15 protein-coding genes and 1 pseudogene are annotated in these 19,536 nt (G+C 46.6%); 1 reads left to right on the top strand and 15 read right to left on the bottom strand.

Annotated elements, in window-relative coordinates; translation table 11 throughout:
- Nucleotides 1-126: 126 nt before the first annotated feature.
- A complete protein-coding gene (locus tag ACQ5BJ_RS04180; RefSeq protein WP_430108744.1) occupies nucleotides 127-1,227 on the bottom strand; it encodes a hypothetical protein in 1,101 nt (366 codons plus the stop codon).
- Between the two features lie 759 nt (nucleotides 1,228-1,986).
- Here ACQ5BJ_RS04180 and ACQ5BJ_RS04185 point away from each other — a divergent pair.
- A complete protein-coding gene (locus ACQ5BJ_RS04185) occupies nucleotides 1,987-2,628 on the top strand; it encodes a hypothetical protein (protein WP_163977581.1) in 642 nt (213 codons plus the stop codon).
- A 411-nt stretch (nucleotides 2,629-3,039) separates the two neighbouring features.
- On the opposite strand, the gene ACQ5BJ_RS04190 is transcribed toward ACQ5BJ_RS04185, so the two are convergent.
- The 14 genes and pseudogenes from ACQ5BJ_RS04190 to abc-f all read right to left on the bottom strand — a co-directional run bounded on the left by ACQ5BJ_RS04190 (nucleotide 3,040) and on the right by abc-f (nucleotide 19,046).
- The gene (locus tag ACQ5BJ_RS04190; RefSeq protein ID WP_268622261.1) at nucleotides 3,040-4,182 is read right to left on the bottom strand and encodes a hypothetical protein; all 1,143 of its coding nucleotides are present in this window, start codon (nucleotides 4,180-4,182) and stop codon (nucleotides 3,040-3,042) included.
- Between the two features lie 267 nt (nucleotides 4,183-4,449).
- Nucleotides 4,450-5,142 carry an LrgB family protein gene (locus tag ACQ5BJ_RS04195; protein ID WP_005550004.1) on the bottom strand — a complete coding sequence of 231 codons (693 nt, stop codon included), beginning with the start codon at nucleotides 5,140-5,142 and terminating at the stop codon, nucleotides 4,450-4,452.
- Nucleotides 5,139-5,516, bottom strand: coding sequence for a CidA/LrgA family protein (locus ACQ5BJ_RS04200; RefSeq protein ID WP_163977583.1), 378 nt, complete (start codon nucleotides 5,514-5,516; stop codon nucleotides 5,139-5,141). The genes ACQ5BJ_RS04195 and ACQ5BJ_RS04200 overlap by 4 nt, the downstream gene beginning before the upstream one ends.
- Before the next feature lie 226 nt (nucleotides 5,517-5,742).
- The gene (locus tag ACQ5BJ_RS04205; protein WP_171416866.1) at nucleotides 5,743-8,298 is read right to left on the bottom strand and encodes a flippase-like domain-containing protein; all 2,556 of its coding nucleotides are present in this window, start codon (nucleotides 8,296-8,298) and stop codon (nucleotides 5,743-5,745) included.
- A gap of 103 nt (nucleotides 8,299-8,401) precedes the next feature.
- Nucleotides 8,402-9,334, bottom strand: coding sequence for a tyrosine-type recombinase/integrase (locus ACQ5BJ_RS04210; RefSeq protein ID WP_005550000.1), 933 nt, complete (start codon nucleotides 9,332-9,334; stop codon nucleotides 8,402-8,404).
- Between the two features lie 585 nt (nucleotides 9,335-9,919).
- Nucleotides 9,920-10,300: pseudogene (locus ACQ5BJ_RS04215) on the bottom strand (formate/nitrite transporter family protein); the annotation flags it as partial.
- Between the two features lie 368 nt (nucleotides 10,301-10,668).
- Complete coding sequence (gene rbsB, locus ACQ5BJ_RS04220) at nucleotides 10,669-11,586, bottom strand: ribose ABC transporter substrate-binding protein RbsB (protein ID WP_005549995.1); 918 nt, start codon at nucleotides 11,584-11,586, stop codon at nucleotides 10,669-10,671.
- An 18-nt stretch (nucleotides 11,587-11,604) separates the two neighbouring features.
- Nucleotides 11,605-12,573: a ribose ABC transporter permease RbsC gene (gene rbsC, locus ACQ5BJ_RS04225; RefSeq protein ID WP_171418699.1), complete on the bottom strand. Its 969-nt coding sequence runs from the start codon at nucleotides 12,571-12,573 to the stop codon at nucleotides 11,605-11,607.
- A gap of 1 nt (nucleotide 12,574) precedes the next feature.
- Nucleotides 12,575-14,056, bottom strand: coding sequence for a sugar ABC transporter ATP-binding protein (locus tag ACQ5BJ_RS04230; protein WP_005549993.1), 1,482 nt, complete (start codon nucleotides 14,054-14,056; stop codon nucleotides 12,575-12,577).
- Between the two features lie 212 nt (nucleotides 14,057-14,268).
- Nucleotides 14,269-14,667 carry a D-ribose pyranase gene (rbsD, locus tag ACQ5BJ_RS04235; protein WP_005549992.1) on the bottom strand — a complete coding sequence of 133 codons (399 nt, stop codon included), beginning with the start codon at nucleotides 14,665-14,667 and terminating at the stop codon, nucleotides 14,269-14,271.
- Nucleotides 14,667-15,545 carry a ribokinase gene (gene rbsK / locus ACQ5BJ_RS04240; RefSeq protein ID WP_430108750.1) on the bottom strand — a complete coding sequence of 293 codons (879 nt, stop codon included), beginning with the start codon at nucleotides 15,543-15,545 and terminating at the stop codon, nucleotides 14,667-14,669. Before rbsK ends, rbsD begins: the two co-directional genes overlap by 1 nt.
- The gene (locus tag ACQ5BJ_RS04245) at nucleotides 15,508-16,527 is read right to left on the bottom strand and encodes a LacI family DNA-binding transcriptional regulator (RefSeq protein WP_289355723.1); all 1,020 of its coding nucleotides are present in this window, start codon (nucleotides 16,525-16,527) and stop codon (nucleotides 15,508-15,510) included. Before ACQ5BJ_RS04245 ends, rbsK begins: the two co-directional genes overlap by 38 nt.
- 548 nt (nucleotides 16,528-17,075) lie before the next feature.
- Complete coding sequence (locus ACQ5BJ_RS04250; RefSeq protein ID WP_430108753.1) at nucleotides 17,076-17,237, bottom strand: hypothetical protein; 162 nt, start codon at nucleotides 17,235-17,237, stop codon at nucleotides 17,076-17,078.
- A gap of 54 nt (nucleotides 17,238-17,291) precedes the next feature.
- Nucleotides 17,292-19,046: a ribosomal protection-like ABC-F family protein gene (gene abc-f / locus ACQ5BJ_RS04255; protein ID WP_430108756.1), complete on the bottom strand. Its 1,755-nt coding sequence runs from the start codon at nucleotides 19,044-19,046 to the stop codon at nucleotides 17,292-17,294.
- Nucleotides 19,047-19,536 lie beyond the last annotated feature (490 nt).

Below are 19,536 nucleotides of genomic sequence, written 5' to 3' on the forward strand. Positions count from 1 at the left end.
GCAATGATGTTCATTCGTGATGATGATGCTTTTTTACATACCGACCTATTATAATACAGAACCAAATGAATGAATATGGTTATTATGGATCACGAGGAAGCGATTGCTACCCTCATATCCCGCTTCCTAATCGTGCTCCTGATCCGATGTAGAGAAAAAATGATAGGAGCCCTGCCATGAAGCAGTCCCTCCTTTTTTCAACACCGCTGATTTATTATAGACTTGCAGGAAGTATGACTTGCCATAATCCTGGGTAAATACAATCGGCTGATCTTCAGCAAGATAATGCAACTGTCCGAACCCATAATTGCGATCAAGCGTGACAAGCAATTGATGCTGACTTCCATCCTGCACTGCTGAGCTAACCAAGTATATATCAACGTCAGGATGCTGAGACTTCGTACCAGAGTCGCTGTACTTGGATCCTGCACTTCTTGCTACTTCTGTTGTCCCCGCATAGTAGCGCACCTCATTGTTCCATGCCCCGTTGACAGATTGCAAGCCATAATACCGATAAATCGTGATTTCCTCGAGCGGCAAAATATCCAAATGTACTTGTACCTTTCCACCTTCTACCTCATACGTTACGGTTTCCTGCAAAATTTCACGGCCGCTGCCATCCTGCTCCTTCGTATTAAAGCCTTGAATTCGATTTACAACTTCGATTTTGATCTTGTTTCCGGTTGCAACGATCCCATCTTGCAGCTCTTTCCCATCTACCCAAACTTTGTACCGAACGGTTCTTCCTGTTGTAGAGCTATTCTCACCGCCATCATAATTATGATTGCCGCCAGTGAAATCCTGACCCTTTCCATTGCCATTCTGGTTGGCACCAACGATGTACGGTCCAATCCAGTCCGATATATCAGGCCATAGAATCACTGAAGGACGAGCCAAATCCGCATTGGTATCCTTGTTCGCATTCGGACTAAGCCTCCACTCCTTCATCCCGTACAAGTGATTCGCACCGGCATGGTCGAACATAATCCACATATCGTTGCCGCTATTGTACTTATGCGCAATCTTCAGGCTGCTTCCATTTTTCAAGACATATTGAGTGGTGCCAAGCAGCGGGTTGGTCAGTATTGGATTTGAAAATGCGTAATTCATTTTTAATGGGTGTTCACTCCCCTTCATCTGAGCAACGGTCGAACAAAACGATGCCATGAGCACCGAAGCAAGAAGGAAGGTAGCCGTCAGTATACGTACATATTTCATTGCCTTCATTAGTTCACTCCCTTTAATCTTTTAATAAAGCGTTTACATAAAATCGGATCATAACGCCATCAATTCTCCTAGCATCCTCTCTCTTCTAAGTGAACTCTCTTTATGGATATTTCATCCTATCTTATCATAGCAAATTGATTAAATAATTCAATTAATACGTTTGTTTGAAGTTTTTAAAACACGAATTTGATTATAATCCAAACTTGTCGACTTTTTGACTCGGAGAAATACTCATTTGCAGTATACAGTTGCGCATAGAGTGTCATTCCGGGATATGAACATAAGCAAGCACGAATACGATAAGGAGTTTGATCCCATGGTAATGACACCACATGTGATAACTCTCCCCTTTGTATTGCACCATGACATCAAGTATTTTGATAATTATGTCCATTGCCGAATGAGGATGAATATTTCCAATTGTCACCTTGTGAGAACGCATTTAGGGTCTGGTTAAGATAGGTTCACTGGGGAATTGGGCTAGAGGATTTTTCACGACATGTTACTTGGATTCCTGTCATGGCCTGTTTGTTCTGCGCACATTTTGACTGAGAGTTTTTTGCCTGCCCTTTTTGACGAAACAGCCCGGTTATCGTTCATAAAAAACCGGTAAGTAACGGTTTTGGGAATAATTTTATGTTTAACGGGCAGTAATAGAAAAAGCAAATTCCTATCTATGAGGATGCCCACGAAACCGGTGCATTGCCACACGTCTTAGTTACCGTAAGCAATAGAACACCGACAGAGGAGTGCAGCAAAATGACGCTCGAACTAGGCGACCATGTTTGGTACTGGAATGGCAACATCTCACTTGACCAGAACATCCCGAGGGCCCTTTGGTTCCCAGGTTCGAATCCCCACGATCCAAACGATTACCAGGGCCACGGAAAGGAAATCTACAATTACGTGATCCACGCCGATGAAATCGCGCGTGGGCGCCCGCATATGCGAAACTACGAAGGCAGTTTCGCGTGGCTCAACAACAACCCCGGTAACATCACAGGCCGACCCGGCGGGCTCGACTTCGGGCAGTATCCCGGCAAGTTCAACTGGCACAACTTCTTGATCTTCCCAACGTGGAGTGATGGATTCAACGCAATCGCCTTGCTGCTCCGCAGCCCGGCTTACGTGGATCTGTCAATCCTGGACGGATTCAAGAAATACGCCCCCGCGTCAGATGGAAACAACCCGGTTGCATACGCCAACGCGGTGGCTGCGGCTTTGTCGCACGAGGGCATTACGGTGAATACTCGGATCGGCGACCTGACCGACGACCAGATGTTGGTCATGCAAAATAAGATCCAAGAAGTCGAGGGCGCCATTCCCGGCAATAGTCTCGCGTGGGACTCAGAGGACATACCAACAGAGATCGCGAGCCAATTGCCGCCTTCTGTCCGCTGAGTCGTCCCCGGGCGCTTCATCGCCGCACAACCCGAAACTGGACAACAGCCCGGTGTACGGGCGCATATTTTTATGTGCGCCCCGAACAACATGATAGGCGGCTTCTATACGCCTCTCACGGACGTGCTGGCTGGAATAGTCGCCAGCACTACGGTTTGCTGCGGCGACCTGCTCAGCCGAGTACGTCGATTCGGCGGTATTCCGCCTTACTTACATCTGATTCTGGTCGAGATCATCCGCGGGGCGCCGGGCGGCAGTACGTCGGCGTGGATCTCTACCAGTTCTTCCTCGACTTGGAATCGGCCAGAGTCGTACAGTTGTTCCCGTCACTACCAGTATTCTCCCCATACAGGCACAAAAACAGGGCATGCATGTGCATGCCCTATTGGCCAAAACATTATGCTATTATTCTTATGGCTCTGGATCATAAGCAACGTTAACGGAGCGATACCCGAGCTGTTTGATTTGCTCTGTTGTCATATATAAGATACCTTCCTCCAGAACACTATTTGCTGGATTCAATTCGATTGAGCGATTTCCATGCTCAAGTTTAAATCGGAAGGCAGCGGCCTTCTTATCCAGCTTGCTTAGCTTCCAACCATACACTTCCGTAAGCGGCTTAACCGGAATTTTCGCAGTCTGCTTCTCTTCAAATACAAACGGCACGCGCGCGGTCGTACCATCAATCGTCACTTTGTAATCGCACTGCGTCTTCATTTTCATTTTTTCCTCGGGCAGCGCGTCCAGATCGAAATCCGACGGCAAATCAATCGTTGAATCCTTCGCGTTCTCGGAGTGCGGCAAATAAGCTTCAGCCGCTGCCCAATCCTTCAAGGGCTTGGATACGCGCTTCTTCAAATCCAAAAGATACAAAGGGCGATCTGGCTTGTTCAGTGTATACACCACGTATCCCTTGTCTGGTTGAACGCCGCGGAGGTTACCAAAAGCGACACGATCCAGCTTATCCGCAGCAGGATCGTAGATCACAATTTCCTCCTGGTTTGACTTTTCATTCAAGCGACTATAGATGATTCGATTATCTGAAAGCCACGTAGCTCCAATGGAATAATCCGTGCGAAGCCACTCCTTCGTTTTCCCGGTTTGATTATTACGCAATACATAACTATGAACCTTGCCCGTATTTCCTTTACCAGTCGGTTCAAAATATAACCGTTCATGTATGCCCCATTTGCCGTCAGGCGAGGAACGGAACAATTTCCCCTTCACAACTTCTTGATCCTCAGGATCATAAATATACTGCATCCCGCCTTCCACACTATCGGCAAAATTAGTATCGAGCACAGGTAGTTGCTGACCTTCTTCTACCCGCATGCTCCTAATATTCGGGTTCCATTTCTTCCACTGGCCGTCAGCCATCTTTACAACAACACGCTTCTCGCGCGTCTCCAAGTCGATCCGTTCAACATTATAATAGACCGCCCCGCTCTGCGGATCGGTAAATATCTTCTCGGCAGAATATGTACCTGCTGCACCTGCGAGTGATGGCAGGCTCAAGCCTAAGAGGATACCCCATGCCCAAATTGTCGCCTTCAAGGGATCATCTCCTTCACGTATAATATCATTCATCAGCACAGCCCGATATGTTGGCTGCATATTTGATTTTTCGCCTACTAATAACAACGTGCTGCAATCGAAAATGTTTCAACTCTTTTTATAAGCCTTGTCATATAGACGAATAGGGTGAAGTTGTTCCCTTCAATGCTTTGGTTCTACTAATATAATCAGTTCCAACAAAAAAACGCCTACCGCACGTGCGATAGACGTCTCCTACTTGTTAGCCTGTGATGTGCATAACAAGCATTACATAAAGAACATATAAATGGGTGTAAATAAAATGGATGTAATTAGTCCAGCTAACCCCATTGCCAAACCACTAAACGTACCTTGCTTCTCTGAATCCGCCAAACTCTTTGCTGTCCCGAATCCATGTGCAGCTGTTCCCATTGCAATGCCGAGGGGCACTTCGCCGCGAATACCGGTCATGCGCAGGAAGCTCGTTCCGAACAATGCACCTACAACACCGGTAAATACCGTAAATACAGCGGACAATTCAGGCATTGCGCCTAGCGACTTCGAAATTTCAACCGCGATTGGTGAGCTGACTGATTTCGGCAGCATGCTCAGCATCACCTCTCTCGCACCATCCAAGCTCATCATGATCGCCGCGACACTAACTATCCCTACAAGCGATCCGCATGTAATCGACAAGCAGATGGCAGCGAACTGTTTCTTAACCAGCTCACGATATTTATAAATCGGTACACCGAGTGCAATTGTAGCTGGCCCAAGGATGAGAGCCAAAATATCTGCCCCATTTTTATAATCTTGAAGCGGAATGTTTCCGATGACGAGGAAGCCGATTAGCACTACCGAGCAAAATACGATCGGATGCATCCATTTGAAGCGAACGTGCAGAACGCGAGACAATGCATACACAACGATCGTTGCCGCTATTCCAAACAAAGGCTGCTGTGTCCACGATAATACGTTCATGTAGCATCCCCCTTTCTCACTGTTACCGTATCAGCTTCTGACGAGGGCTTCTCCATCTTCGATGCCACGAAGCCGGTCATCCATAGTACGACAAGCGTACTGCCAATAATGCCTACCGAAATACTCACCCAATGCGCACTTAGTATGGGCAAGAACGCCATAATGCCGACAACATACGGGATGAAGAATAACAGCATATGATCAAGCAGGAATTGAGCGGAATTCTCTACCCACTCCAGCTTCACCCACTTCATGCCGAGTGCAATCAGGAACAGCACCAAGCCAAGCACGTTGCCGGGCAGCGGGAGATGAAGCAAATTGTGCAGCCACACACCTGCAATGTTGAACCCTAATAGAATTGCAAATCCAAGCATAAGGAACCACCTTCTGATGATAAGACTTTGTTGAAATCCGTTCCTATTCTGAAACACCACTATTTTAGCAGAACTGGACTTCACGTCCCACAGACGGATATGGTCGAAAAGCTGAGCTGTAAGCGGTTTTTTACAATAAAAAAGGCCTGGAGCAGCCTCCAAGCCTTTTCACCTTTTTTCTGCAATTTTCATAAATTCTAATCATTTTCGCATGATTCGTGTCACACTATTGCCGCAATCGGCGAATAATCCGTGTTACGCGCCACACTGTCCAATTCATATGGCGCTGCTTGCGGAATGCAATATACTGCGGCTCCCACGTAACATCAAATAAAGACAACCATACTCTTCTATAGTTATTCATCGGATACAGCTCACGAATCCTGCGGAAGATTGCTACCGCTGTCCGTTCAGACCATAAATATGGCGCACGATCCGATTCAACATGCGAAAGCGGCAATAATCCACTCGCAAGTTGCTTGCAATCATGATGTTGTCCTAACCAAACGATAATGTCGCGCAGCTGCTTCAGCACCTCATCCTGTTCCGGCTGACATAAGCCGTGGCAGGAACGAATATCGCCAATCATTATCATCTCCGCTGTGTAATCAATCCGAAGGACGATGTAGCCGAGCAGTCGATCCCCATCTGCTTCATCCAATAAGCGTACTAACTGCAGCGTAGGATCAGGGACGATTAACATTTGATGAATCGTATCAAGATATCCCGGAGTCACTTCTTCCCACATTTTAGCTGACTCCATAACTTGCTGAACCAATGGTTCTGGCAAAGGGAATGGAATCAGCTCATAGCGATGAAGAGGCGGGCCAGTTACAGGTTCAGCCAGCTCATAACGGGCAATTTCTCCTACCTTGAAAAAGTCATTTCCATAATCATGGAGCAGCGGCATACCCTCAATCCCTGCTTGATAGAACACAATATCAAGCCCAAAACGATCAGCGTGCTCATATAAAGAGTGCAAGGCGTCATGCTCCTTAGCCTTCATTCGTTCTAATCGAGGCATTCCAAGCATAATGACCCGGCGGCCCTTAATAATGAATGGGAAGCGGATTTTGCCGCCATTGACAGAGAAGACACGCTTGTCCGCTACATTGTGATACATCCAGCCATTAATGCCAGTTAAGATGGCTTGATCATCTGCGCGCCAATCTCTTCCAAGCGGCTTCTTTAAATGCCGCTCGAACATCAGTACTCCAATTGCATACATAACTCCCGCTACGAGAAGCCCCGTAATTAATGTCGTCGTAAATTGAACGTAGCTCAAAGTATATGTCGCTGCATCTGCTGACTTTTCATGGTACTCAGCCAACATGTATCCCATCATCATGTACAGAAGCATGAGAAGCGTCCCGAATAAGCTGGTGAAGAAAATGGTGCTCTTCGTTAATGGGAACCGATATCGCGTGAACTGTGAGCGAATTAGAAATAAGAACAGCAGCATTCCGCAAAGCCACAGCGTATGGCGAATCGTTGTCCCCAACAGGAATGTAAGCAGCGTACAAATGGCGAGAGAGGCTAAAGTCATCACATACGCCCGAATCGTTCTTTCAAATAGCCCCTTCAATTGCAGCAGCATCAAAAGGCTTGCACCTAATAAGATACCGTTCACTATTGGAAATATGGAACCATGGAACAAGGGCAGAACGAACATGGATGATTCCCAGGATGGCTCTGTAAACGTGTATGTAAATAAAAACAAAGAGGTCATGAACAGCAGAATCACAACTGACCATGCAGACAAAGAGCTCCATATCGACCTCTGTACGAACCATAGAATGCTTCCTGACTCTATATACGATCCTAACGTAGGATGATCCTCGAACTTCTTGACGGCAACACCGCCGAACTCGAAGGCCGCAAAGATTAACCCCAGCGTAAAGGGAATAAAGTAGTATACGATCCGATAGAGAAGCAATGCGGTAAATACCGTGCTGTCTGCAACCCCTAGCGCCTGCAAGCCAATTAAGTATGTGATGTCGAAAGTCCCGAATCCCCCTGGGACCATACTGATCAGACCGGCGATGGCGCTCACTGTAAATACACCGATTACTTCAGCATAGGAGACATCTGCCTTCAGCATAAATAAGATTACATAGGCCACCGAACCTGCAGCGAGCCATTCAATGAATGACACAACCGTATAGCCAAATGTCAGCTTGGCGTTCGCATTCGCTCTTCCCTTCCAGCGCGAGAAAAGTAAATACGCAGGAAAGAATAAGGCCACCCCGACAAGAACGATCCATAGCCATCCCTTGGCTGCAAGCAGCTCACCTGCAGGGAACACGTGCAGCAGCACTAAGATACCTAGCAATGATAATCCGCTAATCATGGAAGGCGCCATCCAAGCGATCGCCAGCAGCAATTTACCCGCATCCCCTGTAAATGGACGGTATAGAACGGTACGAATTCCTACCCCAGCAATACCTCCGAATCCAACAATGCCGTTAAAGGTATTTGCAATCCAAGAAACTCGAAATGTTTTGCCAATAGGAACAGGTGCCTTAATCGAACGTAGCAGCAGGCGGTCATAGAAAAACATAGTTGCAACCGCCAGTCCTCCTAATACAATGAGTCCCGTAAAATACTCACTCGATATTAAACGGATGGCATGCAGCGATTCCCGTAGTGAAAACCTGGATAATTCCTTCTTTCCTTGAATAAAGACAAAGATAATGACGGCTAAAGGAAAGGCTATCTTGAGCGTCTGAACAAGCCGCTTATTGCGCAATAAGGCTTGCAGCTTCGTCTTGATTGCATTCATTCAACCCCTCCTCTTTTCCCTGATACCATATAGTTTGTAGTGGGGGCAGGTTCGTTATACGTTTCCCTTCCTAATTGTATACGTTCTTGCATCATTTTTCGACTCATGATAAAAATGCCTGCAAGCGAGTCACAGCTTCTTCTTTTTGTCGATCGGTTACATGGGTGTATACCGTTGTCGTTTGAATGGAAGCATGTCCAAGCATTTCCTGCACGGTTCGTATATCAGTACCGCTCTGCAGCAGCATGGTAGCGAAGGAGTGGCGCAGCTTATGGCAGGAATACGATCGCCCTCTTCCTCCATGCGGTCTCCGTTCCTGATCCGATTGCAGCTTACAAAAAGCCTGCTCTGCAATGTATTGAATATTGCGAATTGACAGACGCTGACCCTTCTGGGAAATGAAGAAGGCATCCTCACCTTCCCTCCAAGGCGTGAGTCGCTCCGCAAGCGCAATGTCCAGCTGAGCAGCAACCACCGCAGGCAGGGGAATCGTTCTCCACTTTCTCCCTTTGCCCAATACTTCAATGGAATGCCGTTCCGGATAATAATCCGATACATTCAGACGATGAACCTCGCCAACACGAAGACCCGCATATCCCATCAGCATGAGAATCGCCAGATTACGATCACGATACTTTCCTTCTGTTCGAACGAGAAGCTGGCGGAGCTGCTCTGGGTTCATAAATACAGGTGCACGGTTCATTTCTGTCTTTGATTTTTTCACCCCGGCAGCCGGGTTCACATCTGCCAGCTCAAACTCATTTAGCGCTTTATAAAAGCTTGTTACTGCACAATGCTTGCGATTACGCGTCGCATCACTCACACCGGACGCCTTCACCTTCGCAAGAAATGAAAGCACTTGGAACTTCGTCGCTTCTTCGGCAGGCTTGCCGTCCAAAGTGAGCAAAAATTGACGAACATCTCCCATATAATTTTTCTTCGTATAATACGTATACCCCGCATTGTCCATCCACAATCGAAAGGCTTCAAGCGGCTGCTCGTACATGGCCTGCAAATCATCTCGTGTCCAGTTCATTACGCATTTCTCCCTTGATTATGCTGCCTAAATAGCTACAAAAAAACTGCGTATAATTGATATTATACGCAGTTTTAGATCTGAGAGGCAAATAAATTAGCCCGTATCCATTGGATCGTAACAATCAACGATTGTTTTCGAAATTTTGACTATCGATAATCGCGGTGATATCCACTGATCAACATGATCTGGGAAAAAGTGAAGCCGATTCATCCTTAGAGTAGGAGAAACCGGCTTTTTCATGAACACGATTCGCTTAGCTTTTTTTCGTTAAAATGTTGACGTTCCTGTCGGATGACAAGAACTTGATATCATGGTCGTCAGCTATACTAATCTCTTTCATCATACACGGGCCCCAGTCCGTCCGCTACGGCCCTATTTGACGTTCATATTTTTCACGTATGACTTTCTCTCCCTAACTAGGTATATGTTAAACTAGGGGTACCGCCAGCATTTCGGAAAAACCACGCTAAGCACATTTTAATACAAAAAAAGCCGCCTATCGCCACTTCATTCAAGCGACGACAGGCGGCTTAGCGTGTTTTCTACTTCCATTTCTAAAAACAACTAAACTTCCACTCCTTCTCAATCCTTCTCAATATACCAATAAGCAATTCCTACGAACAAAATGCCGACAACCATGTTGCCAAGCGTGACCGGAATCAAATTTGCGGCCAGTCCTGCCCATGAAACCGTCTCTGGATGCGGGATGAACAGCGAGACCGACAGTAGCGTCATATTCGCCACGATGTGCTCAAACCCGGAGGTGATAAAGGCGAACAGGCACCAAAAAATCATGACCAGCTTCGCGACCTCTTCCTTCAGCTTCATCGAACACCAAACCGCGAGACAGACATACGTATTACATAAAATTCCACGCACGAACAGCTCCATAAACGGCGCATTCATCTTCGCGCTCGCAGCGTTGTTGATGAAGTCAGCCGTGCCGCCCTGTGCAAGCCCGGTAACAACGAAAAGCGCCGGGAGACGGAATCGATCTGAAGAAGATTAGCTGAAAGGCAGAGATAAATCAGGCTGTTGAGGAAGCCATATAAATGATCTCTAACGAAACGTGATATCGCTATTTGCGGCTAAATTGAGCCGCTAAGATTCTAGTATCGTTATTGTGCTAAACAAGTGCCTTTGTGACTGTTTTACCCCCAATATCGACTTGTAGTTACGTTAAATCTGATTTCCTTTTGTTTTTGAGACGTAACGCCGCCGATTACGTTCGCAAAAAAAGCTCCCTTAACAGCAGCAGGCCCAAAAACATGAGCCTGTTCGCCGAAAAGAGAGCATAATAAACGAATCGTCATCCAAGTATTTTCCGTATCTTATTCTTTAATCACCAACTTCAGCGGAGCAGGAATCGTTTTGTCCACTGTCTTGCCCTGCAGCACATCATATGCAGCTTGCACCGCAAGCTGTCCGATCAGCTCAGGCTGTTGCGCCACAGTAGCCGTCAGCTTGCCTTCCTGAATCGATTTTAATGCATCATCATTACCGTCAAATCCGACAACCGGAATATTTTTGCCGGTGCTCTTAATAGCTTCAATCGCACCTAGCGCCATTTCGTCATTGTGCGCGAACACAGCTTGTACATCAGGGTTTGCTTGCAGCAGGTTCTCCATCACATTGAGGCCTTTTGTACGGTCAAAGTCTGCCGTTTGCTTTGCAATAACTTTCAAAGTTTGGTCGGCCACTTCGTGGAAGCCTTTGCCGCGTTCACGGGTCGCCGATGCGCCCGCTACACCTTCAAGCTCAATGACTTTCGCATTTTTGCCGACGAGTTTCTCGATAAATTCAGCCGCCATGCGCCCGCCCTTGACATTATCTGAAGCTACTAGTGCTTTAACGTCGCCTTGATCCGCCGAGCGGTCGAGCGTAATGACAGGAATACCAAGGTTGTTCGCCGATTGCACGGCGGTTGAGATGGCTGAAGAATCAGTCGGATTAATGAGCAATACATTAACGCCTTTTTGCATTAAGTCATCCACGTCATTGCTTTGTTTAGCCGAATCGTTTTGCGCATCAACGACAATTGTTTCTATGCCGTGTTTTTTGGCTTCGGCAACCACGCCGTCTTTCAAGGAAACGAAAAACGGGTTATTCAGCGTTGAGACGGACAAACCGATTTTCATATTTTTCAAGTCCCCGTCTGACTTTGGTTTCGCCCAGCTTGGAGGCTCTAGGGAACATCCGGTCGTTACAATGAGCAGAAACGCTGCCAGTATAAACGTTAGCTTTTTCATGTGATTCTCTCCTCTCGCTTATGCAGATTTCTTCCGGTCGATGAGCACCGCAATTAGAATAACGATACCCTTGACCACCATTTGATAGAAAGAAGATACGCCAAGCAGGTTAAGACCGTTGTTCAGGGTGCCGATAATCAGTGCACCAATCAGCGTGCCGACAATTCGCCCCCGGCCTCCGGAAAGGCTTGTACCGCCCAATACAACCGCAGCGATTGCGTCCAGCTCATAGGATGTACCTGCAGTCGGCTGTGCCGAATTCAAACGTGAAGTCAAGATAGCCCCGGCCAAAGCGGAAAGCATACCTGCCAAAGAATAAATCATGATTTTAACGCGTGATACTTTAATACCGGAAACGATAGCCGCTTTTTCGTTGCCGCCGATTGCATAGGTTTTGCGTCCAAATGCCGTTTTGTGCAATATCACCCACAGCACGGCAAAGGCAATAATCATCGTAATAGCAGGAACCGGAATACCGAACTGATAACCGCGACCGAACAATTGGAATGTCATGCTGTCACCAAGCCCGGTAATCGGGTTACCATCCGTATAAACAAGCGTCAGTCCTCGGAAAATCGTCATTGTTGCAAGTGTCGCAATAAACGGAGCCATTTTGCCCTGTGTCACCAGAAGACCGTTAATCATGCCCATAACGCCACCAAGCAAACATCCGGCGAGGATAGACAGAATCGGATCATAGCCGGCTACGAGCATATTGGCTACAAACGCACTTGATAATGCCAGGGTTGAACCGACGGACAAGTCGATCCCGCCCGTAAGAATGACGAAGGTCATCCCAAACGCAATCAGTGCGTTGATAGATACCTGCCGCAGCAAGTTTAAAATGTTAAGCGGTTCCAAAAAACTTGGGTTTAGAATGGATACGATGACAATCAGAATGAATAGACCAAGAAGCGGTCCGAGCTTTTGCGTCATTTGCGAAAGTTGAAAGCCTTTGCTTGTTTTTGCATCATTGATGGTAGTCATATCACTGTCCCCCTGTCGCCAGCGTCATTATTTTCTCCTGTGTCGCTTCTGCTTTGTTTAATTCTCCTGTAATTCTCCCTTCATGAACAACAACGATGCGGTCGCTCATGCCGAGCACTTCAGGCAATTCGGAAGATACCATAATGATGGCAACGCCATGGCCTGTAAGCTCGTTCATGAGCTGGTAGATTTCGCGCTTAGCGCCAACGTCTACGCCCCGGGTCGGTTCATCAAGGATTAACAGCTTCGGCCCGATACCTATCCACTTGGCAATAACCACCTTCTGCTGATTACCGCCGGACAAATTGCCCGCTGCGGTTTCCGCTGAATGCGTTTTGATCTGCAGTCGCTTAATCAAGGCATCCACGAACACCTTTTCACTTTGCGTCGAGATGAGGCCTTTTTTTGTAAATCCACTGATGCTTGGGAGCACCATGTTTTCCCGAACGGAAAAGTCCAGAACCAATCCTTCGTCTTTGCGGTCTTCCGTGATGAAACCGATTCCATGATTTACGGCATCGACCGGCTTTCTAATCACGACCTTCTTGCCGAACATGCGAACCTCGCCTTGATCCAGCCGATCCAATCCGAAAAGCGCTCTCATGATTTCGGTGCGTCCCGAACCCATCAGACCGGAGAAACCAACGATTTCGCCTTGACGTACCTTGAAGCTTACATCTTCAAACCATCCTTTGCGAGTTGCATGCTCAACTTCCAATACAACCTCGGCCGGTGAAGGATTGCGAGCAGGGAAGCGTTCGGTCAGCTCTCTGCCGACCATTTTCTTTACGACTTCGTCGAAATTCGTTTCCGGAATCGCCTTCGTGTCTACCGTCCGGCCGTCACGCATAACCGTAATCCGGTCGCAAATTTCGAAGATCTCCTCCATTCGATGCGAAATATAAACAATCGATACTCCTTCTTGTTTCAAGGATCGAATGACTTCAAATAGTTTCTGAATTTCTCTTTCCGTCAGCGCCGAGGTTGGTTCGTCCATGATAATGACCTTGGTGTCCGTCAACAGTGCCTTGGCGATTTCAATCATCTGCTGCTGTCCCACCGAGCATTGTCCTGCTTCCATATTCAACGGAATGTCAACGGAGAGTCTTTTGAACTGCTCCTTTGCAAGCGCCTTCATTTCCTTTGATTTAAGAAGTCCCCAAGACGAGGACATTTCCTTCCCGATGAACAGGTTATCCACCACAGTCATATCGGGCCATATATTCAGCTCCTGGTGGATAAAAGCGATACCTTGACGCTCCGCTTCTTTCGGATTGGCAAAATACGTTTCCTTGCCGTCGATAAGAATAGTTCCCTTATCTCTTTGATGCAGGCCCGTCAGGATGTTCATCAAGGTAGACTTGCCCGCACCGTTTTCACCCATGAGGGCGTGAACCTCGCCTTCGCGCAGGTCAAAATCGACACCGGATAATACCTGGTTGCTGCCGAAGGCTTTGTGGATTCCTTTCATTTGAATCTGCATAATGGCTCCTCCTTAAAAGTTTTGCGAACGTTGCTTCTATGGATGTTCTTTACAGCAAAACTTACTTCGTAAGCAGATGCTTAGTTTTGTGTGTGTTGCTTCTCTGATTGCCTTCATAGCAAAACTAGCTTCGTAAGCAAATGCTTCGTTTAGCGGAGCAAGACTCCTCTAACTGTTTATCACAGAAAACTGCTTTGGCAAGCACACGCTTGCTAACCGAAATAGACGCCTGCCTGTAAAATGATATTGGCGAACGGCTTGGCCTCGCCCGTGCGAATCACAGCTTTGGCCTTGCGGGTCAATTGTTTGAATTCTTCGTGAGGACAATCCTCGATTTCGCAATCTGCAAATTTATGCTGAATATAAGCATTTGCTTCACTATTTTGCGTTTTGATTTCTTCCGCAATCACCACTTTTTCGATTTGCATATCGGCAGCAATGGCATTTACGGTTTCTTCGAAACTTGGCGTACCTAGCGTCAGCGCCAGATCAATTTTCTTTACCCCTTCCGGGATGGGAAGACCGACGTCGGCGACAACGATCGAATCCGTATGGCCCAAATCAGCTAGAATTTTCGAAATATGACTGTTCAATATGCCTTGTTTTTTCATTACATCTGCGCCTCCACTTCTTGACGATATGGCATGCCGCCCTGCGCACCAAACTTCGTTACAGACAAGGAAGCTGCACGATTGGCAAAACGGACGCTATCGTAAATCGCTGTTCCCTCTGCCAGAGCAACCGCAAAAGCGGCATTAAAAGTATCTCCCGCACCAGTTGTATCCACCACTTCTACTTTGTAAGAGGGTACAAGCACTTCATTTGAGCCATCAAAATAACGTACTCCCTTGCTGCCTTCGGTTATAAACAGCTTGTTCGGATACTTGCGCAGCGCCTCTGAAATGCTCAGGCTTGAAAACAGTATTTTCGCTTCATGCTCATTTGGCGTAATATACGCAGCATTTTCGATTACTTCATTATCAAGCGGACGTGCAGGCGCCGGATTGAGCAGCAGCGGAATCCCCAGCTTCTTGCAGATTCGGCTAACATAAGTTACGGTTTCTACCGGAATTTCTTGCTGGATCATCACCATATCCGCGTCTTTAAAAGCTCTCATCGAATGGTCGATGTAATCCGGCGTTACTTCATTGTTGGCCGCTTTTACGACAACAATACTGTTATCGCCTTCCGCTAAAATGATATGCGCCGTTCCGCTTTCCATATGTGTAACCGGTTCCACATAGTCGATACAAACTTTGTTTTGCTTAAAGTTGTTCAAAATTTGTTCAGCGAATGCATCGTCTCCCACGCGCCCGATCATGGTTACGTCGGCTCCGAGCCGCGCTGCGGCTACGGCCTGGTTAGCTCCTTTGCCTCCAGGAACGGTTTTGAAGCTTTCTCCGAGTACCGTTTCACCGGCCCCCGGGCGTTTGGACGATGTAACGACCAAATCAATCGATGAGCTTCCTACTACAATAATTTTTGCCATGTTGCCCCACCTTCCTCATTGTTTCCCGCTCTGTAAATGTTACGGGCATCTGTATGATTTTCTGATCTACGTTTTCATTCTCTAATAATTGTATCAAAAGGTCTGCCGAGGCTCTGCCCATATCATAAGCAGGCTGCCTGATCGTCGTCAGCGCCGGTGTTAAGAGACTGCTGAGCGGAATATCGTCAAATCCGATAATTTGCACGTCATCGGGTACATTCTTGCCAAGTCGAAGCGCTTCATGAAGCACCGCCGTAGCAACAATGTCGTTGCTGGCAATGATGCCATCGGTGTCCGGATAACGTTCGAACAATTCCTTCGCCCACTTTCCTGCTTCCGTGAACGAAAATGATGTAGTCTGGATCACATTGTAATCCATCCCATGACGATTCAGCACATCAATCGCGCCCTGATAACGATCCTGCGCCGGCCGAATGGAAGCCGGACCCTGCATGACCGTAATCCGTCGACTGCCGCGGGCAATCATTTCACGGGCAGCTATCTTTCCGCCTTCGTATCCGTCCGCATATACCGATGGGCGATTATCCACCGTCCGGTCGAGGAATACTACCGGAATCCTCAGCTTTCGATAGATATCGGCATCCGGATGATTCGTGGAAGCAATCACGCCAACCACATTATTTTGTACGAAGGTTTGGATATATTCCTTTTCTTTTCTGAGGTCTTCATCGCTGTTGCCAAAAATGATCCGAAAATCATTTTCCTGCATCTTATCCTCGACCCCTCGCGCCAACTCAGGAAAAAAAGGGTTAGTGATATCCGGGAGAAGGAAACCGATGAGTCTGGATTTTCGCTTGTATAAGGATCTTGCTACTTCATTCGGCGTATAATGGAGTTCTTTGATAGCGTTTTCAATCTTTCTGCGGGTATCATCATGCACATATCCAGTGTCATTGATTACCCGCGATACGGTTGCCGCCGATACGCCCGCATGTTTCGCTACGTCTCTAATTGTTGCCATAATTGTTACTCACCTCTAAATGTGAAACCGGTTACACATATAAAATAACACAATCATTTATCTTTGACAAGGTTTATGCCTGTTCCATTATCTAGGTTGGATGACTGCTGCATCTTTTGATGGTTGTGGCAGGCTGCGGTTCTGATCAAGTAGAATCTGAGGACATTTGTACTAAAAAAATACGACACAAACATTAATCCTTGACCTTTGATTTCCACCCATTTAGTAGAAATTCCTTGAACCAATGTTTGTGTCGTTCTATAATCTCCTGTAATGCGGCAAATGGAGATCGAAACGCCTTCCTTCGAAATGAAGGAAATTTTGCTTATTAGAAAACCTATCTCATGAAATCTTCAAGGCTGATTTTTTGGACCAACTCATACCCATTCCCCATCCCTTTGGGCTTAATGACGACTGTACCCATATAAGGAATCACACCGATGGAAACGCCAGCAGGAAATGCATGCCCAATTACGTCTTTGTTCGTTCCAGACGAAGGCCTCACTTCAGAGCATTTTCTCTCCCTGCGTCACGATACTTTGTTTCTCTTAAGCTGAAATAGAGCTACCGCCTGTTTGTAGGCCGTGAACCACAGAGTCCAATTCATTTTCCGTTAGCTCCAATCGGACATGAGTTCCGCTTTGATAACCGGACATGAACATCAGAATAGTCATACATATTAGCAGGAATACATACCATTCTATTCTCATATTGCCGGACATCCTCTCATGCACGAATGTACTCCTATCATTCGCTAAATTCAGCTAATTATGATTAGATTGTTCCAAATGCTTTTTTCTGTTGATCCACAATTGGTATTCCTTATCTAGTGCCGCATACTTCTTATCTCCCGGCTTACACAGTGATAGCTCAGCTAACACTTGGGACAATTTATGCTCTACCATTAATCGATCGTACACAACAGTTGAGGAAGGCATCTGTTCCGATCTCCTTGCATCAATGCTTCCAATTTGCACTGCCTGACTTAATGGGCGCTGTGATAGAGTCACTTTACCGTCATGAAAGACCAACCATTTGTGACATACTCGTTCGAGGAAATACCGATCATGAGAAGCAATCAGCATCGTTCCAGAATATGAGGTTAGCGTTTCCTCCAGTTGGGTCCTGCTCTGTAAATCTAAATGATTCGTTGGTTCATCTAGTACAAGTACGTCTGAATGGTTGACGATTAAGTTCGCAATTTTAAGACGCATCCGTTCCCCCAAGCTTAGGCGCTTCATCGGTTTCATCAACATTGCTGACTCGATCCCCATCTGAGCGAGTACCGTACGTACCTCGGCAAGACTTTCGGAGTCGTACCATTCTAATGCACATTGCTCCGTATCCAGCTCGTCCAGCTCCTGAGATAAGTAGACGGGCTTGATACTTGGGCTTAGCCAGATCTCCCCCTTATCAGGTTGAAGCTGCCCAATCAGCATCCGGATAAGGGTTGATTTGCCGCATCCATTCGGCCCCAGAAGTCCGATTCTGTCACCACGCTGAACGGTAAATGAACTATCTTGAAATAAGAGCTTATTCCCTACAGCTTTACGAATCCGATTGGCTTCCAGCATTCGCCTCCCCCGTTTCTCGGGATGATCGAATTCAAAATAGATTTGCTGCTCTTCTCTCGGCTTCTGAATTCCTTCATATTCCAATCGACGAAGCCTTTTTATCCTCGATTTCACCTGTCGATCCATTTTCTTGGCCTTGGTACGATAGAACTCCTTGATCCCAGTACGCATCTCGGTCATTTTGCCAACTTTGCCTGCTTCTCGGTGCGCCTTGGAAGACCACTGTTCCAAGCGGAAGATTTCCGCTTCTATTTTTGCTTTATCCTTTTGCTCTGTCTCATATTGATGCAGCTGATTCTGATATCTTCGAGCCTTTTCATCGCGATACGCACTGTAGTTCCCCATGTATTCATGAGCAGCCCCATCCTCGAGCTCAATGATGCGCTGAACCGTCCGATCGAGAAAATATCGATCATGCGAGATGACAATCATCGAACCATCATATGCATTCAGTTCTCGAATCAACCATTCTACGCCATCCAAATCTAAATGATTCGTTGGTTCATCTAATAGTAATAAATGAGGGCGAGTAGACCAGATATGAGCTAGCGCCATCTTCGTGCGCTCCCCTCCGCTCATATGACGAACTCTCTCCATTTCCCAGGACTGTACCTGACTTACGCCCATCATGCTTGTTGCAGTCATGAATGAGGAAGCTCCCTCCTTCTCCAGCATACATTCCGACATCTCACGGAACATTTGAACAGAATACGAAGTCGATTGCCGTAAATATCCGATATCAATCGAATCTCCGTAACAAGTGATCACGCCTGCGTCCGGCTTTTCTGTTCCATATAGTAACTGAGCGAGTGTCGTTTTGCCTGCACCATTGCATCCGACCAGTCCAATGCGATCCCCCTTGGCAATATCGAGCTGAACATTTCGCAGAACCTGCAAATCTCCAAAGGCTTTCGCTAATTTTCTGCAGCTTAACAACAACGTCATACGTTAACCTCCTTTATCTGCGCAACTAAGCGCAACAAAAAAACCCACCGGCCTCTGCCGATGAGTCACGATTAGATTGTGCGATAAAGAAACCTAACGTCAACAATTCGCATACCCTCCATAAGCACTCTAAAGAGCTTACGCATAGGTACAAGTCACGACAAAACAAAACAGGAGCATGGCTTATTCAGCCTGCACTGCTTCCTCTGTACGAACTATTACGATAAGAGTATCTGTATATAGGCACACGTGTTTTCTAACCGTTCCACCATTGCGGCAGAGCACCTGGATCGTTGTATCCAATTTCATAACGAAATCCAATTAGTTAGTCCACATGACCTAAAAATAGATACCTCCTCTACTATATTCGCTATAACCTTAACATAATGTGATGAAAAAGTACACTAATAATGAACATCATTTCATGAATCCAATATTTGCAGTAATGTTTTAGTTAACATAATATTTTTTATGTAAAGACAATATAAAA

Origin of the sequence: Paenibacillus sp. B1-35 (assembly GCF_050474385.1) — a bacterium.
Lineage (GTDB): Bacteria > Bacillota > Bacilli > Paenibacillales > Paenibacillaceae > Paenibacillus_B > Paenibacillus_B alvei.